16 protein-coding genes are annotated in these 15,137 nt (G+C 75.0%); 10 read left to right on the forward strand and 6 right to left on the reverse strand.

Annotated features, from left to right (window positions below):
• Positions 1 to 90: 90 nt before the first annotated feature.
• From ABT093_RS33930 to ABT093_RS33940, 3 genes are read right to left on the reverse strand one after another with little or no spacing between them, the layout of a single operon-like run.
• Positions 91 to 828: a succinate dehydrogenase/fumarate reductase iron-sulfur subunit gene (locus ABT093_RS33930; protein ID WP_350570909.1), complete on the reverse strand. Its 738-nt coding sequence runs from the start codon at positions 826 to 828 to the stop codon at positions 91 to 93.
• Positions 825 to 2,771, reverse strand: a complete 1,947-nt coding sequence (locus tag ABT093_RS33935; protein WP_350570910.1) for a fumarate reductase/succinate dehydrogenase flavoprotein subunit — start codon at positions 2,769 to 2,771, stop codon at positions 825 to 827. Before ABT093_RS33935 ends, ABT093_RS33930 begins: the two co-directional genes overlap by 4 nt.
• Positions 2,768 to 3,472, reverse strand: coding sequence for a succinate dehydrogenase cytochrome b subunit (locus tag ABT093_RS33940; RefSeq protein ID WP_350570912.1), 705 nt, complete (start codon positions 3,470 to 3,472; stop codon positions 2,768 to 2,770). The genes ABT093_RS33935 and ABT093_RS33940 overlap by 4 nt, the downstream gene beginning before the upstream one ends.
• A gap of 83 nt (positions 3,473 to 3,555) precedes the next feature.
• On the opposite strand from ABT093_RS33940, the gene ABT093_RS33945 reads away from it, so the two are divergent.
• A complete protein-coding gene (locus ABT093_RS33945) occupies positions 3,556 to 4,479 on the forward strand; it encodes a LysR family transcriptional regulator (RefSeq protein ID WP_350570962.1) in 924 nt (307 codons plus the stop codon).
• A gap of 92 nt (positions 4,480 to 4,571) precedes the next feature.
• On the opposite strand, the gene ABT093_RS33950 is transcribed toward ABT093_RS33945, so the two are convergent.
• Both ABT093_RS33950 and ABT093_RS33955 read right to left on the reverse strand, forming a co-directional pair.
• Positions 4,572 to 5,060: a glutathione peroxidase gene (locus tag ABT093_RS33950; RefSeq protein WP_350570913.1), complete on the reverse strand. Its 489-nt coding sequence runs from the start codon at positions 5,058 to 5,060 to the stop codon at positions 4,572 to 4,574.
• Between the two features lie 198 nt (positions 5,061 to 5,258).
• On the reverse strand, positions 5,259 to 5,735 hold the full coding sequence (locus ABT093_RS33955; protein ID WP_350570915.1) for a pyridoxamine 5'-phosphate oxidase family protein: 477 nt from the start codon (positions 5,733 to 5,735) through the stop codon (positions 5,259 to 5,261).
• A 567-nt stretch (positions 5,736 to 6,302) separates the two neighbouring features.
• Between ABT093_RS33955 and ABT093_RS33960 the strand changes: the two genes are divergently transcribed.
• From ABT093_RS33960 to ABT093_RS33980, 5 genes are all read left to right on the forward strand, one after another.
• On the forward strand, positions 6,303 to 6,428 hold the full coding sequence (locus ABT093_RS33960) for a hypothetical protein (RefSeq protein WP_350570917.1): 126 nt from the start codon (positions 6,303 to 6,305) through the stop codon (positions 6,426 to 6,428).
• Positions 6,429 to 6,508: 80 nt separating this feature from the next.
• Positions 6,509 to 8,026 (forward strand): SulP family inorganic anion transporter, encoded by a 1,518-nt coding sequence (locus tag ABT093_RS33965; RefSeq protein WP_502884379.1) that lies wholly within the window; start codon positions 6,509 to 6,511, stop codon positions 8,024 to 8,026.
• Positions 8,027 to 8,104: 78 nt separating this feature from the next.
• On the forward strand, positions 8,105 to 8,401 hold the full coding sequence (locus tag ABT093_RS33970) for an MTH1187 family thiamine-binding protein (protein WP_350570919.1): 297 nt from the start codon (positions 8,105 to 8,107) through the stop codon (positions 8,399 to 8,401).
• A 93-nt stretch (positions 8,402 to 8,494) separates the two neighbouring features.
• Entirely contained in the window at positions 8,495 to 9,085 is a 591-nt protein-coding gene (locus tag ABT093_RS33975; protein WP_350570921.1) for a TetR/AcrR family transcriptional regulator, read from the forward strand.
• A gap of 116 nt (positions 9,086 to 9,201) precedes the next feature.
• Positions 9,202 to 9,972: an SDR family NAD(P)-dependent oxidoreductase gene (locus tag ABT093_RS33980; protein ID WP_350570922.1), complete on the forward strand. Its 771-nt coding sequence runs from the start codon at positions 9,202 to 9,204 to the stop codon at positions 9,970 to 9,972.
• Between the two features lie 39 nt (positions 9,973 to 10,011).
• On the opposite strand, the gene ABT093_RS33985 is transcribed toward ABT093_RS33980, so the two are convergent.
• Positions 10,012 to 10,281, reverse strand: coding sequence for a helix-turn-helix domain-containing protein (locus ABT093_RS33985; protein WP_350570923.1), 270 nt, complete (start codon positions 10,279 to 10,281; stop codon positions 10,012 to 10,014).
• 102 nt (positions 10,282 to 10,383) lie between these two features.
• Between ABT093_RS33985 and map the strand changes: the two genes are divergently transcribed.
• The 4 genes from map (at position 10,384) to ABT093_RS34005 (ending at position 15,136) form a co-directional block, all read left to right on the forward strand.
• Positions 10,384 to 11,151 carry a type I methionyl aminopeptidase gene (gene map / locus ABT093_RS33990; RefSeq protein WP_350570924.1) on the forward strand — a complete coding sequence of 256 codons (768 nt, stop codon included), beginning with the start codon at positions 10,384 to 10,386 and terminating at the stop codon, positions 11,149 to 11,151.
• Positions 11,152 to 11,366: 215 nt separating this feature from the next.
• The gene (locus tag ABT093_RS33995; protein ID WP_350570926.1) at positions 11,367 to 12,287 is read left to right on the forward strand and encodes a universal stress protein; all 921 of its coding nucleotides are present in this window, start codon (positions 11,367 to 11,369) and stop codon (positions 12,285 to 12,287) included.
• Complete coding sequence (locus tag ABT093_RS34000) at positions 12,280 to 13,122, forward strand: universal stress protein (protein WP_350570927.1); 843 nt, start codon at positions 12,280 to 12,282, stop codon at positions 13,120 to 13,122. Before ABT093_RS33995 ends, ABT093_RS34000 begins: the two co-directional genes overlap by 8 nt.
• Positions 13,123 to 13,219: 97 nt before the next feature.
• Positions 13,220 to 15,136 (forward strand): tetratricopeptide repeat protein, encoded by a 1,917-nt coding sequence (locus ABT093_RS34005; protein ID WP_350570929.1) that lies wholly within the window; start codon positions 13,220 to 13,222, stop codon positions 15,134 to 15,136.
• Position 15,137: the final 1 nt, after the last annotated feature.

Below are 15,137 nucleotides of genomic sequence, written 5' to 3' on the forward strand. Positions count from 1 at the left end.
CCCGGCCCTCGCGCAGCGGCGCGTCCCGCTCCCACCAGCGCTGCGGCAGCACGTCGACGGCGATCCCCGGGTGGCGGGCCGCCCCGGGGCTCAGCCCAGGGAACTGCGCAGGAACTCACGGTTCATCGCCGCGATGCTGGGCAGCGGGATGCCCTTGGGGCAGGCCGTCGCGCACTCGCCGGTGTTGGTGCAGCCGCCGAAGCCCTCGGCGTCCATCGCGGTCACCATCTCCCGCACCCGGGACTTCCGCTCCGGCGCGCCCTGCGGCAGCACGTTGAGGTGGACCACCTTGGCGGAGGTGAAGAGCATCGCGGACCCGTTGGGGCAGGCCGCCACGCACGCCCCGCAGCCGATGCACTCGGCGTGCTCGAAGGCGGTGTCGGCGGTCTCCTTGGGGACGGGCGTGGCGTGCGCCTCGGGCGCGCTGCCGGTCGGGGCGGTGATGTAGCCGCCGGCGCCGATGATCCGGTCGAAGGCGGAGCGGTCCACCACGAGGTCCTTGACCACCGGGAAGGCCGCCGCCCGCCACGGCTCGACGTCGATGGTGTCGCCGTCCCGGAAGTGCCGCATGTGCAGCTGGCAGGTGGTGGTCCGCTCGGGGCCGTGCGCCTGGCCGTTGATGACCATGCCGCAGGCGCCGCAGATGCCCTCGCGGCAGTCGTGGTCGAAGGCGACGGGCGTGTCGCCCCGGGTGATCAGCTCCTCGTTGAGGGTGTCCAGCATCTCCAGAAAGGACATGTCCGGACTGATCCCGCTGACCTCGTAGGTGGTCATCGAGCCGGGCGTGTCGGGGCCCGCCTGGCGCCAGATCCGAAGGGTGAGGTTCACGCGTAGCTCCGCTGGGTGGGGTGGACGTGCTCGAAGTCGAGGTGCTCGCGGTGCAGCACGGGCGCCTGCCCGGTGGCGGTGAACTCCCAGGCGGCGGCGTAGGAGAACTCCTCGTCGCGCCGGGCGGCCTCGCCTTCGGGCGTCTGGCTCTCGGTGCGGAAGTGGCCGCCGCAGGACTCGGCGCGGTGCAGCGCGTCCAGGCACATCAGCTCGGCCAGCTCGAAGTAGTCGACCAGCCGGTTGGCCTTCTCCAGCGCCTGGTTGAGCTCCTGGCCGGTGCCGGGCACCTTGATCCGGCGCCAGAACTCCTCCCGCAGCACCGGGATCCGCTCCAGCGCGCGGCGCAGCCCGGCCTCGTCGCGGGCCATCCCGCACTCGTCCCAGAGCAGCTCGCCGAGCTCGCGGTGGAAGGAGTCCGGGGTGCGGTCGCCGTCCACCGCGAGGATGAGGTTGAGACGGTCGGCGACCTCGGCCTCCACCGAGGCGATCTCCTCGTGGTCGGCCGGGACGGCGGGCAGCTTCTCGCGGGCCAGGTAGTCGTTGAGCACCGGCGGCAGCACGAAGTAGCCGTCCGCCAGGCCCTGCATCAGCGCGCTCGCGCCGAGCCGGTTGGCGCCGTGGTCGGAGAAGTTCGCCTCGCCGATCGCGAACAGGCCGGGAACGGTCGTCTGCAGGTCGTAGTCGACCCAGAGCCCGCCCATCGTGTAGTGGATCGCCGGGTAGATCCGCATCGGCACCCGGTAGGGGTCCTCGGCGGTGATCCGCTCGTACATCTCGAACAGGTTGCCGTACTTGGCCTCCACCGCGTCGCGCCCCATCCGGCGGATCGCGTCGGCGAAGTCCAGGTAGACGCCCTGCCCGCCTGGGCCGACGCCGCGGCCCTCGTCGCAGACGTTCTTGGCGGCCCGGGAGGCGATGTCGCGCGGCACCAGGTTGCCGAAGGCCGGGTAGATCCGCTCCAGGTAGTAGTCCCGCTCCTCCTCGGGGATCTCGGCCGGCGGCCGGGTGTCGCCCTTGGCCCTGGGCACCCAGATCCGGCCGTCGTTGCGCAGCGACTCGCTCATCAGGGTGAGCTTGGACTGGTGCTCGCCGGAGCGCGGGATGCAGGTCGGGTGGATCTGGGTGAAGCACGGGTTGGCGAAGTACGCGCCGCGCCGGTGTGCCCGCCAGATCGCCGTGGCGTTGGAGTTCTTGGCGTTGGTGGAGAGGTAGAAGACGTTGCCGTAGCCGCCGGAGGCCAGCACCACGGCGTCCGCGGTGTAGCTGGTGATCTCGCCGGTGACCAGGTCGCGGGCGACGATGCCGCGCGCCCGGCCGTCGACCACCAGCAGGTCCAGCATCTCGGTGCGGGCGTGCATCTCCACGTTCCCGGCGGCGATCTGCCGGGAGAGCGCCTGGTAGGCGCCGAGCAGCAGCTGCTGGCCGGTCTGGCCGCGGGCGTAGAACGTCCGGGAGACCTGCACGCCGCCGAAGGAGCGGGTGTCGAGCAGGCCGCCGTACTCGCGGGCGAACGGCACGCCCTGGGCCACGCACTGGTCGATGATCTCCACCGACACCTGCGCCAGGCGGTGCACGTTGGACTCGCGGGCGCGGAAGTCGCCGCCCTTGACCGTGTCGTAGAACAGCCGGCGGATCGAGTCGCCGTCGTTGCGGTAGTTCTTGGCCGCGTTGATGCCGCCCTGGGCGGCGATCGAGTGGGCCCGCCGCGGGGAGTCCTGGAAGCAGAACTGCACGACGTGGTAGCCCTGTTCGGCGAGCGTGGCGCCCGCCGCGCCGCCCGCCAGGCCGGTGCCGACCACGATCACCGTGTGCTTGCGCCGGTTGGCCGGGTTCACCAGCTTGGCCTCGAACCGGCGCTGGTCCCAGCGCTGCTCGATCGGCCCCTCGGGGGCCCGGGTGTCGGCGATCGGATCGCCGACGGTGTACTGCGGGTACGCGCTCAACTCACCACTCCGGTCATCACGGCCACGGGGACGGACAGGAAGCCCGCGGTCAGCACCAGCGCCAGGCCGTTGGCGGTGAGCTTCAACGCGCGGTCCCGGCGGGCGTTGTTGGCGCCGAGGGTCTGCGCCGCGCTCCAGAAGCCGTGCCGGATGTGCAGGCCGACGGCGAGCATCGCGACGACGTAGATCACGCAGGAGTACCAGGTCCCGAAGGAGGCCACGATGTTCTGGTACGGCCTGCCGTGCTCGGCGTTGGGGTTCACGGTCAGCGTGGTCAGGTCCAGGATGTGCCAGACGATGAACAGCGCCAGGATCACCCCGCCCCAGCGCATCGTCCGGGTCGCGTAGCTCGCCCGCCGCCGCTGGTGCGCGTACCTGGCCGGCCGGGCGGCGAGGTCGCGCCGGCTCAGCTGGTACGCGGCGACGCCGTGCAGCAGCACCGCGGCCAGCAGGCCCACCCGGGCGATCCACAGGAACCACTCGTGCCCGAGGAAGGGCTGGCCGAGGGTGCGCAGCCAGGCGGCGTAGCCGTTGATGTCGTCCGGCCCGAAGAAGACCTTGAGGTTGCCGAGCATGTGGGCGACCAGGTACAGCAGCATGACCAGTCCGCTGACGGCCATGACCGCCTTCTTGCCGACGGTCGACCGCCACAGCGTCACCAGGGTGGACGGGTGCCGGGCCGTCCGAGTCGCGGTTGTCATGGCGACAACGGTAGGGAGCGGGCGACGGTGCGTCCAAGACATGCCGCGGCTTGTGACGATAGCCTGCGCCTATGCTGGGAGCTGTGCAGCTCCAGCAACTCCGTTACTTCGTGGCCGTCGCCGAGACCCGCCACTTCACCCGCGCGGCCGAGGCGGCACACGTCGCCCAGCCGTCCCTCTCGCAGCAGATCCGCTCCCTGGAGCGGGAGTTGGGCGCCGAGCTGTTCCACCGCACGCGCGGCAACATCGCCCTCACCGACGCCGGGGACGCACTGCTGCCGCTCGCCCGGCGCATCCTCGCCGACACCGAGAGCGCCCGCCTCGCCGTCCAGGAGACCGTCCAGCTGCGCCGCGGCCGGGTGCGGCTCGGCGCGCCGCCGAGCCTGTGCACCAGCCTGGTGCCGGACGTGCTGCGGGTCTTCCGGGACCGCTACCCGGGCGTGGCGCTGGTGGTGCGTGAGGGCGGCTCGCGCGACCTGGTGCGCAGCCTCGCGGAGGGGGAGCTGGACCTCGCGCTGATCATCACCCCGCCGAGCGGCGAGGCGCAGCCCGCCCTGGCGCTCACCGAGCTGCTGCACGAGGCGCTGGTGCTGGTCTCCCGCGACGCGCCCGGGCGGCGGCGCCGGGTGCGGGTGGCGGAGCTGCGGGGGTGGCCGCTGGTGATGTTCCGGGAGGGCTACGACCTGCGCGAGGCGACCCTGGCGGCCTGCCGGGCCGCCGGCTTCGAGCCGGAGTTCGCGGTGGAGGGCGGCGAGATGGACGCGGTGCTCGGCTTCGTCCGGGCCGGGCTGGGGCCGGCCGTGCTGCCCGGCATGGTCGCCCACCGCTCGGGCCTCGCGGTGACCCCCTTCGCGGGCGAGGGCCTGGGCCGCACCATCGCCGTCGCGCACGGCCACGAGGTGCCGCCGACCCGCGCGGCCGCGGCGCTCCGCGAGACCCTGCTGGCCCACCTGCACGACGCCGCCCGGGACGGCGAGCTGCCGCTGGGGACCAGGCTGCTGCTGTAGGGGCCCCTTCTGCGGCCGTGGGCGCCCTTCGCGGGACACGGCGGGGCCCGGGACGCGTCGGCGCGCCCCGGGCCCCCGGTTCACGGACGTGCTCAGGCGGGCAGCACGGCCTCGATCGCGGCGATCACCTCGTCCGACTCGGGCTCGGTGCGCGGCCGGATCCGGGCGGTCACGGTGCCGTCCGGGCCGAGGACGAACTTCTCGAAGTTCCAGGAGACGTCCCCGGCCTGACCCTCGGCGTCGGCGGTCTCGGTCAGCCGCGCGTACAGCGGGTGCCGGTCCTCGCCGTTCACGTCGGTCTTCTCGAACAGCGGGAAGGTCACGCCGTAGGTGGTGGAGCAGAAGGTCCGGATCTCCTCGGCACTGCCCGGCTCCTGGCCGGCGAACTGGTTCGACGGGAAGCCCAGCACGGTGAAGCCGCGCCCGGCGTACCGCTCCTGGAGTCGCTCCAGGCCGGCGTACTGCGGGGTGAGGCCGCACTTGGAGGCGACGTTGACGATCAGCAGCGCCTTGCCCTTGTAGTCGGCCAGCGAGGCGGCCTCGCCGGACAGCGTGCGCAGCGGGATGTCGTACAGGCTCACGGTGGGGTCCCCTTCGGAGGAGGTCGTCGGTCGTGGTCGGGGCCGCGTCGGCGGGCGGGCCCGCGCCGGTACGGTATCCCGCCCGGCCGGCCCACCCGGTCAACCGCGTCCGGTCGGCGGGTGTTCCGGCGCGTGCGGGCCGGTGGGGGCGCGCCGGTGGCCGGCGTGCGGGGGCGGTGGCGGTGCGCGCCGGGCGGATCACGCCGGGCCGGAGCGCTCCAGGACGGCGATCCGCTCGGTGACGGCGGCGAAGTCGGCGCTGAGCCAGCGCTCGGGCCGCATCCGCACGGTGACGTCCGCCGTCAGCTGCTCGGCGGTGGCCACCAGGTAGGCGGCGGCGGTGGCGGGCGGCAGGTAGCGGTGGGCCAGCGCGGAGCGTTCGTCCGGGTCGACCCGGTCCTCGATCGCCACCACCGGCCCGGCCACGCTCACGTACCGGCAGGGCGGCTCCTCCTGCTGGGCGCAGAGTGTGAACCGGCCGGCCTCCCGGATCCGGTGCGCCTTGACGGAGTCCCGTCCCGTCAGCACGGTGATCAGTCCGCCGGGCCGGTAGGCGTACCAGATCGGCACGGTGAGCGGGGCCTCGCCGGGCTCCCGGCCGGCGACGGACAGGACGCCGACGTGCACGCCGGCCAGGAAGTGCTCGCACTCGGCGCGGGTCATCGCGAAGGACACGGTGGGGCCTCCCGGGCAGGAAGGCCCGCGCGCGGAGGTCGCGCGCGGGCGGTCCTCGGTACGTACCCGCACCGCCTGCGGACGGAACGCCCGGGCGCGCGGGGGCGGCGGGGGCCGTCCCGGCGGAGCGGCGAGGACGGCGGGCGGGCGCCGCCGGTCGTCCGCCCGCTCGAAGGGCGAACGTGCGTACCCGTCCGAGGCCGGGATTCCGGGTCTGAAGTGTCGTTGATGTGCCATCCACGTGAAGGAATGGTGTGCGAGGTTGGCCGGTCCCGGGCGGCTGGGTACCGTCGGTGGCACGCCGGACCCGTCATGGTTGCCATGTTCAACAGGGGGTCACGGCAAGGGGGTTCGGGACCGTCCGGAGAGCAGGGGAGCTCCGGTCGTCGGGTCCCGTGCAGCACGCCCGCCTGCGCCGGCCCGTCCCGCGCGTCCCAGCCGCCACCGCAGCACCGCAGTCACCAGCAGCACTGCAGCCATCAGCAGCAACGCACCCGCAGCAACGCACCCGCAGCGATGCGCCGCCCGCGGCGCGCCGCCGTGCCGGTGCGCGGAAGGAACCTCCCGATGCCTCGACGCCGTGCCCTGCCCGCCTGCCCCGCCGCTTCCGTGTCCGCCGCTTCCGCCTTCGCCGCTTCCGCCTTCGCCGTCGTGTCCGCCGCTCCCGCCGCCCCGACGGTGGTGCGCCGGTGAACCGCCTGCCCGGCGGGCGCAAGAGCCCGCCCGCCGCCCCGCGCCGCAGCGCCCCGCCCGGTCATGCCCGTCCCCGCCGCCTGCCGCGCCGCCGCAGCCCGGCCGCCGTCCTGCGCGCCGTGCCCTGGCGCCACGACCTGCCCGCCTCCCTGGTGGTCTTCCTGGTCGCCCTCCCGCTCTGCGTCGGCGTCGCCGTCGCCTCCGGCGTGCCCGCCGAACTCGGCCTGGTCACCGGCATCGTCGGCGGCCTGGTGGTCGGCGCCCTGCCCGGCAGCAGCCTGCAGGTCAGCGGCCCGGCCGCCGGCCTGACCGTCCTCGTCCACGAGGCCGTCCAGGAGTACGGCGCGGGCGCCCTGGGCGTCCTGGTGCTGCTCACCGGCCTGCTCCAGCTCGCCATGGGCGCCCTGCGGCTGGGCCGCTGGTTCCGCGCCATGTCGGCCTCCGTGGTGCACGGCATGCTGGCCGGCATCGGTCTGACCCTGGTGCTCGGGCAGCTGTACGCGCTCGCCGACCGCCGCGCCCCCGGGACCGGTCCGGAGAAGCTCGCCGGCCTGCCCGCGCTGCTGCGCGACGCCGTCACCGGGGCGGCCAGTCCCAGCGCGGTGGCGCTCGGCACCGCCACCCTACTGGTGCTGATCGCCTGGAAGTACCTGCCGTCCCGGCTGGCCCGCGCGCTGCCCGGCCCGCTCGGCGCCGTCGGCCTGGCGGCCGCCGTCACCGCGCTCGCGGACCTGCCGGTGGCGCGGATCGAGGTGGCCGGCCTGCTCGACGTCGTCCAGTTGCCCGACCATGCCGCGCTCGGCGCGCTGGCCACCACCGCCGGCGTCGGCACCGTCCTCGCCTTCACCCTGATCGCCTCCGCCGAGACCCTGTTCAGCGCGGCCGCCGTCGACCGGATGCACCACGGCCCGCGCACCCACTACGACCGCGAACTCACCGCCCAGGGCGTCGGCAACGCCCTCTGCGGGCTGCTCGGCGCGCTGCCGATGACGGCCGTGATCGTCCGCAGCGCGACCAACGTCCAGGCCGGCGCCCGTACCAAGGCCTCCCGGATCCTGCACGGCGGCTGGCTGCTGCTGTTCACCGCCCTGCTGCCGGGCGCGCTCGGCCTGGTGCCGGTCACCGCGCTGGCCGCCGTCCTGGTCCACGCGGGTGCCAAGCTCGTCCCCGTGCGGCGGATCGCCGGGCTCTGCCGCGACCACCGGGGGGAGGCGGCGGTGCTCGCCGTCACCACCGTCTCGGTGATCGCCACCGACCTGTTCGAGGGGGTGCTGATCGGCATCGGCCTGGCCGTGGCCAAGTCCGCCTGGCAGACCTCCCACCTGCAGATCAGCCTGGAGGAGCCGCCCTCAGCCCCCGGCGGGCAGGAGGCCGTGCTTCGCGTCCGGCTGACCGGAAACGCCACCTTCCTGCGGCTGCCCCGGCTGCTGGACACCCTCGAACGCCTCCCGGCGGACCGCCCGGTCGAACTCGACTGGTCCGGGCTGCGCCACCTCGACCACGCCTGCACGGTCGCGCTCACCGCCTGGGCGGCGCAGCACCGCGCCCGCAGCTCCGCCCCGCTGGCGGTCGACCCGCCGCTGCCGACCGTGGTCTGAACGACTCGCTAGCCTGGTGGCCCGGTGGTCCTGCGGCAAACCGGGCCGCGCCGGGCCGCACTGGGAGGAGAAGCAGCCGTGATCGCAGCCTTTTCGGTCACCCCGCTCGGGGTCGGCGAGGACGTCGGGGAGGCGGTCGCGGCCGCCGTCAAGGTGGTCCGCGCGAGCGGGCTGCCCAACCGCACCGACGCGATGTTCACCAGCGTCGAGGGGGAGTGGGACGAGGTGATGCCGGTGATCCGGGAGGCGATCGAGGCGGTCAAGGCCTACAGCAACCGGGTCAGCACCGTCATCAAGATCGACGACCGGGCCGGGGTCACCGACGGCCTCACCCGCAAGGTCGCCTCGGTGGAACGCCACCTGGCCGGCGGCTGAGCCGCCCGGGCCGGCCCGCCCCCGTGCGAGGGCGGGCCGGCCCCTCGCTTTTCTTTCTTGACTGATCGATCTGGAAAGGACTACCTTTCAGGCATGGCGCGAACCAAGGAATTCGACCCCGACGCGGTGCTCCAGTCGGCTCTGGAGCTGTTCTGGCGGCGCGGCTACGAGGCCACCTCGATGGCCGACCTGGTCGAGCACCTCGGGATCGCCCGCGCCAGCGTCTACGCCACCTTCGGCAGCAAGCGGGAGCTGTACCTGCGCGCGCTGGAGCGCTACGGGCAGCAGCGGCAACCCGTCCTGCTCGCCGAACTGTCGCAGCCCGGCCCGGTCCTGCCGGCCGTCCGCGCCCTGGTCCGCCGCTTCGCCGGCGAGTCCGCCGAGGACGGCGAGGAGGGCCCCCGGCGCGGCTGTTTCGTCACCAACACGGCGGTGGAGCTGGCTCCGCACGACCCGGACGCCGCCCGCCGGGTGGAGGCCAACCTGCTCCACCTGGAGACCGTCCTGACGGCGGCGCTGGTGCGGGCGCGGGCCCAGGGCGAACTGCCCGAGGACCGCGACCCGCAGGCGATCGCCCGGATGCTGCTGGTGCTGTTCCAGGGCATGCGGGTGATCGGCAAGGCCGGCGACGGCTCGGCGCGCCTGCGCGACGCCGCCGACCAGGCCCTCGCGCTGCTGGACTGACCCGGCTCCCGCCCCCCTTCCGCCCGGCTGCTCCGCGCCCGGGGCCGTGGGCGGCTTTTTCTCTCTCAATTCTGAACCGAACGGTCAATTTAAACCCCCGATCGAGGAGTGCACGCATGACCCGCAGCACCACCCGCTTCGCCGGCAAGTCCGTCCTGGTCACCGGTGGTGGTAGTGGCATCGGCCGAGCCGTGGCCCTCGCCTTCGCCCGTGAGGGCGCCCGCGTCGCCGTCGCCGGCCGCACCGCGAGCGCCCTCGCCGAGACCGTCGCCCTGGTGCGGCAGGAGGGCGGCACCGCCGTCGCCCTCACCGGCTCGGTCTCCGACGCCGCCGACGCCGCCCGCCTGGTCCGCGAGACCGTCGAGCAGCTCGGCGGCCTCGATGTCGCCGTCAACAACGCCGGTGTCCTCGGCGGCATCGGCCGGACCGCCGACGTGGCCGACGAGGAGTGGCAGCGGGTGATCGACATCAACCTCAACGGCACCCGGCACGCCATGAAGCACCAGATCGCCCACCTGCGCGCCCATGGCGGCGGGGCGATCGTCAACATCTCCTCGAACCTCGGCACCCACCTGCGGGTCGAGAACCTCGGCGCCTACGCGGTCTCCAAGGCCGCCGTCGCCACCCTGACCCGCGCCGCCGCCCGCGACCACATCGCCGAGGGGGTGCGGATCAACCTGGTCAGCCCCGGCCCGATCGACACCACCATGTCCTCGCAGCCCGGCGAGAGCGCCGCCGACAAGGCGGACCGGATGAAGGGCGGCGTCCCGGCCGGCCGAGCCGGCGCCGTCGAGGAGGTGGCCGCCGCCGTCCTCCACCTCGCCTCCGAGGAGTCGGCCTTCACCGTCGGCGCCGACCTCGTCCTCGACGGCGGCATCACCGCCTGAGCCGCCGCCGCCCCACCGTGCCGCCGGCCGTCCGGGGGATCAGGCCGACAGTGCCTCGTCCTCGGCCGGCGGCGCGCAGGCGGCGGCGAGTTCGTCCAGCGAGAGCCCGAGCGCGAACGCCAGCGCGGCGACGGTGAAGAACGAGGGCGTCGGCGCCCGGCCGGTCTCGATCTTGCGCAGCGTCTCGGCCGACACCCCGGCCGCCGCCGCCACCTCGACCATGCTGCGCCCGCCCCGCGCCTCGCGCAGCAGTACGCCGAAGCGCTCGCCGCGCTCGCGTTCCCCGGGGGTCAGCGGAGTCCTCACCATGCCCCGATGGTAGGCCACGGCGCTTCGGGCGTGGCTCGACACGGCCTCGACCGTGATACAAATACCGGTATAAGAATTGGAGACGGCTGGTCGGAGGACCTCATGGTGGAGCTCAAGTCGGAGGCGGCGCTGGCCGCGATGCGGGAGGCGGGGCGGGTGGTCGCCACCGCGCTCGCGGAGGTGGAGCGGGCGGCCGGCGTCGGGGTGAGCCTGCTGGAACTGGACGAGGTGGCCCGCGGGGTACTGCGCCGGGCGGGGGCGACCTCACCGTTCCTCGGCTACCGCCCCTCGTTCGCCCCGGTGCCGTTCCCGGCGGTGATCTGCGCCTCCGTCAACGACGCGGTGGTGCACGGCATCCCCGACGGCTACCGGCTGCGTGACGGCGACCTGGTGAGCATCGACTGCGGCGCCGTCCTCGACGGCTGGGCGGGCGACGCCGCCGTCAGCTTCACCGTCGGCACACCCCGCCCCGAGGACCTCCACCTCATCGACACCACCCGCCGCGCCCTGGAGGCGGGCATCGCGGCGGCCGTGGCCGGCCACCGCACCGGCGACATCGCCCACGCCATCGGCACCGTCGCCCGCACCGCCCGCTACGGCCTGCTCGAAGGCTTCGGCGGCCACGGCATCGGCCGCCGCATGCACGAGGACCCCCACCTCCCCAACGAGGGCCGTCCCGGCCGGGGCTTCCCCCTCAAGCCCGGCCTGGTCCTGGCCATCGAACCCATGCTCATCGCCGGCGGCACCGACACCCACACCACCGACCCCGACGGCTGGACCCTCCGCACCACCGACGCCACCCGAGCCGCCCACATCGAACACACCGTCGCCATCACCGCCTCCGGCCCCCGCGTCCTCACCCTCCCCTGACACCCCGCCCGGGCACCTGTTCGCGCACGGTCGCGCGGGGCGGGACCGGCCCGTGGATCCCGGGGCCGGTGGAGCCGGGGGAGTGGCGGGACCGTCGGTCGGGTTGCGGGGACCTTGGACCCTGGGTGTGCTGGTCGGGAGCGGGAAGGGTGGTGGGTGCGGCCGGGCCTCCCCCCTGTTCGGCCGCGTCACGTTCGCAACTGTCGGAGGTCGTCATGCCAAGGTCCGTCGTCGTCGGTGTCGATGGTTCGCCCGAGAGCCTTGCCGCGCTGGACTGGGCGGCGGAGGAGGCGGCCCGGCGGGAGATGCCGCTGAAGGTCGTGCTGGCGTGGCCGACGGTGGTGACGCCGTTGTCCGTGCTCGGGACGGTGGACCTGGCGCGGCGGCAGGCCGACGTCACCCTGCGGGACGCCGAGCTGCGGGTGAAGGAGCGGTGGCCCGAGCTGACCGTCCAGGCCGTGCAGGTGCCGACCGAGCCGGTGCGGGCGCTGGTCGACGAGGTGAACGGGGAGCAGGAACCGGACGGTGCGACGGCCGAGCTGCTGGTGCTGGGCTCGCGCGGGTTTGGCGCGGTGACCGGGTTCCTGGTCGGGTCGGTGAGCCAGCGGGTGCTGACGAAGACGGACTGCCCGGTGGTGCTGGTGCGCCGCGGCGAGGAGGAGGACGCGGCCGGCGCCCGCGAGGTGGTGGTCGGCGTCGACCCGTTCGACGGTGCCGACGCGGTGCTCGCCCACGCCTTCGAGGTGGCGGAGCGGCGCGGCCTGCCGGTGCGGGCCGTGTACTCCTGGACGCTGCCGGCGACGTACCAGTACGCGGGCATCGCCGCCAGCGTCGACGTGACCGGCGAGATGCTCGTCTACGCCAAGGGCGAGCTGGCCCGGGTGGTGAAGCCCTGGCGGGAGAAGCACCCGGGGGTGACCGTGGTCGAGGAGGCCGTGAACGCCCGCCCGGCCAAGGCGCTCGCGGCCCGCGCGGCGGGCGCGGAGCTGGTGGTGATCGGCCGGCGGGTCCGCCGCTCGCCGATCGGCGCGCACCTGGGCGCCGTCGCGCACGCCGTCCTGCACCACGTGCCCTGCCCGGTCGCCGTCGTCGCGTACGAGAGCCAGGACGGCAAGCAGGAGGCCGGCGATGCGTGACCAGGTGCTGGTGGGAGTCGACGGCTCGGAGGCGAGCCTGGCCGCCGTGGACGTCGCGGCCCGCGAGGCGCGGCTGCGCGGCACCGGCCTGCGGATCGTGCACGCGTTCATCTGGCCGCTGATGAACGTCCCGCTCGGTCCGGCGAAGGACGGCCCGCCCCAGGGCGGCCTGCGCCACCAGGCGGAGGACGTCCTGCGGGACGCCCGGGCCCGCGCCGAGGCGCTCGACCCGCGGCTGGAGATCGAGACCGAGCTGGTCACCGGCGAGCCGCTGACCGTGCTGGCCCGCCACTCGGGGCAGGCCTCCCTGGTGGTGGTCGGCAGCCGGGGCCTCGGCCGGTTCGGCGCCCTGCTGATCGGCTCGGTGGCCGTGCACCTGGCCGCGCACGCCGCCTGCCCGGTGCTGATCGTCCGCGGCCGGCCGGACCCGGAGGGCCCCGTGCTGGTGGCGGTGGACGGCGGCGGGGTGGGCGCCGAGGCGCTCGGCTTCGCCTTCGCCGAGGCCTCCGCGCGCCGCGCCCCGCTGACCGCCCTGCACATCGCCCACCCGAGCACCAGCTGGCCCGACCAGGAGGAACGGGTGCTCGCCGAGGCGCTGGCCGGCTGGCGGGAGAAGTACCCGGACGTCGAGCTGCGCTCCGAGATCGTCGAGGCGCACACCCGCCCGGCGCTGCTGGAGGCGAGCCGGGAGGCGCAGCTGCTGGTGGTCGGCGCCCGCGGCCGCGGCGGCTTCGCGGGCATGCTGCTGGGCTCCACCAGCCAGGCGATGATCCAGCACGCGCACTGCCCGGTGGTCGTGGTCCGGCACGCGGAGGAGCCGGCGGACGAGGCCTGACCCGCCCTCCTCCCCGGGCCCGGACCGTTACCACGGTCCGGGCCCGGGGAGGTTCGGCGCCGGGGAGTTTTGGCCGGCGCCGCGCAGAACAGGAGGCATGCGGGAGCGGCGGCACGGGCGGCTGATGGTGATCGTGGCGGGCCTCGGCGCGCTGACGGCGGCGCCGGGGGTGATGCTCGCGTTCCGGATCACCAGCCCCTGGCCCGTCTCGGCGGTGAGCGCCGCGGCCGCGGGCACCGTGGCGGTGCTGGCGCTGTGGCAGGAGCGCGCCAAGCAGGCCTACAAGCAGGCCGACGACGACCGTGCCCGGGTCCTGAACGGCGCCCTGGCCCGCGCCGACGGCTCGCTGCTCCGGGTCCGGGAGGTGGCCGACCCGGTCCTGCTCGGCGTCCACCCGGCGGCCGCCGTCCCGTCCGAGGAGGGCGCGGCCGACCGGGTCCCCGCCTACGTGCCCCGGGACGCCGACGGCGAGCTGCGCGAGGCACTGGCCCGAGGCGGCTTCGTCCTGCTGGTGGGGGACTCGACGGCCGGCAAGTCCCGCTCGGCGTGGGAGGCGATGCGCGCCACGCTCGGCGACCACCTGCTGCTCGTGCCCAAGGACCGCGAGGCCCTGCCCGCGCTGGTCGCGCTGGCCGCCCGCGAGCGCCGCTGCGTCCTGTGGCTGAACGACCTCGAAGGCTATCTGGGCGCCGGCGGGCTGCGGCGCGAGGACCTCGGGCGGCTGCTGGGCGAGGACGGCCACCACCGCGTCGTCCTGGCCACCCTGCGCACCGCCGAGGAGGCCCTGCTGACCGGTGAGGACGAGGACCGGGGCGCCCCCAAGCACGCCGCGGAGGTGATCCGGCAGGCCCACCGGGTCTACCTGTCACGGCTGTTCAGCACCGCCGAGAGCGACCGGGCCCGGCTGCGCGCCTGGGACCCCAGGATCGAGAGCGCGCTCACCCTGGGCGGCGGCTACGGCCTCGCCGAGTACCTGGCGGCCGGTCCCGACCTGCTGCGGCTCTGGCAGGACGCCTGGAGCCCGAACACCAGCGCGCACGCTCCCGGGCACCCCCGGGCGGCGGCGCTGGTGACGGCGGCGGTGGACATCCGGCGGGCGGGGCACGCGGCCTCGATGCCCCGCGCACTCGTCGAGGCCGCCCACGCGTACTACCTGGAGCGGCACGGCGGCGAGCGGCTGCGCCCGGAACCGCCGGAGGAGGCCTGGGAGTGGGCGACGCGGCCGCGCCGGGCGACCACCGCGCTGCTCCAGCGGTCCGGGGACCGGGTCGGGGTGTTCGACTACCTGCTGGACGTCGCCCAGCGTGCCGCCGGGCCGACCGCGCTCGTCCCGGAACCCGTGGTGCGGCTGATCGTGACCGGGGCCGACCCCGCCGACGCCGAGCGGGCCGCCGCCACCGCGTACGCCCAGGGGCGCTACGAGCTGGCCGTCACGGGCTGGCGGCGGGCCGCCGCCGCACCGGGACCGGACGCGCTGAACAGCCGCAACAACGCCGCGCGCGCCCTGCGGCGGCTCGGCCGGCCCGCCGAGGCGCTGGCCGAGCACCGGGCGGTGGCCGCCGCCCGCACCGCGACGCTCGGAGCCGCCCACCCCGACACCCTGATCGTCCGCGACAACCTCGCCAACGTCCTGCGCGACCTGGGCCGCGTCGAGGAGGCGGAGGCCGAGCACCGCGCCGTGCTGGCGCTGCTGACCGAGGTCCGGGGCCCGGAGGACGCCTTCACCCTGTTCAGCCGGGACAACCACGCCGTCGCGCTGCGCGAGATGGGACGGCCGGCCGAGGCGGAGTCCGAGCACCGCGCGGTGCTGGACATCCGCGAGCGCGTCCTCGGGCCCGACCACCCGGACACCCTGCGCACCCGGCACCACCTGGCGCTGGCGCTCCGCTCCCTGGGACGGTCGGCGCAGGCCGGTGAACTCCTGGCCTCGGTCGTGGCGGGCCGCACCCGGGTGCTCGGCCCGGACCATCCGGACACCGCCGCCGCGGCCGCCGACCTGGCCGGGACCGCCTGAA

Origin of the sequence: Kitasatospora sp. NPDC002551 (assembly GCF_040296005.1) — a bacterium.
GTDB lineage: Bacteria > Actinomycetota > Actinomycetes > Streptomycetales > Streptomycetaceae > Kitasatospora.

What these genes read in the sequence shown, in the direction of transcription:
- map (WP_350570924.1), top strand. Translation starts at nt 10,384, where the DNA reads ATGGTGGAGCTCAAGTCGGAGGCGGCGCTGGCCGCGATGCGGGAGGCG.
- ABT093_RS33940 (WP_350570912.1), bottom strand. Translation starts at nt 3,472, where the DNA reads ATGACAACCGCGACTCGGACGGCCCGGCACCCGTCCACCCTGGTGACG.
- ABT093_RS33995 (WP_350570926.1), top strand. Translation starts at nt 11,367, where the DNA reads ATGCCAAGGTCCGTCGTCGTCGGTGTCGATGGTTCGCCCGAGAGCCTT.
- ABT093_RS33980 (WP_350570922.1), top strand. Translation starts at nt 9,202, where the DNA reads ATGACCCGCAGCACCACCCGCTTCGCCGGCAAGTCCGTCCTGGTCACC.
- ABT093_RS34005 (WP_350570929.1), top strand. Translation starts at nt 13,220, where the DNA reads ATGCGGGAGCGGCGGCACGGGCGGCTGATGGTGATCGTGGCGGGCCTC.
- ABT093_RS33975 (WP_350570921.1), top strand. Translation starts at nt 8,495, where the DNA reads ATGGCGCGAACCAAGGAATTCGACCCCGACGCGGTGCTCCAGTCGGCT.
- ABT093_RS34000 (WP_350570927.1), top strand. Translation starts at nt 12,280, where the DNA reads ATGCGTGACCAGGTGCTGGTGGGAGTCGACGGCTCGGAGGCGAGCCTG.
- ABT093_RS33985 (WP_350570923.1), bottom strand. Translation starts at nt 10,281, where the DNA reads ATGGTGAGGACTCCGCTGACCCCCGGGGAACGCGAGCGCGGCGAGCGC.
- ABT093_RS33960 (WP_350570917.1), top strand. Translation starts at nt 6,303, where the DNA reads ATGCCTCGACGCCGTGCCCTGCCCGCCTGCCCCGCCGCTTCCGTGTCC.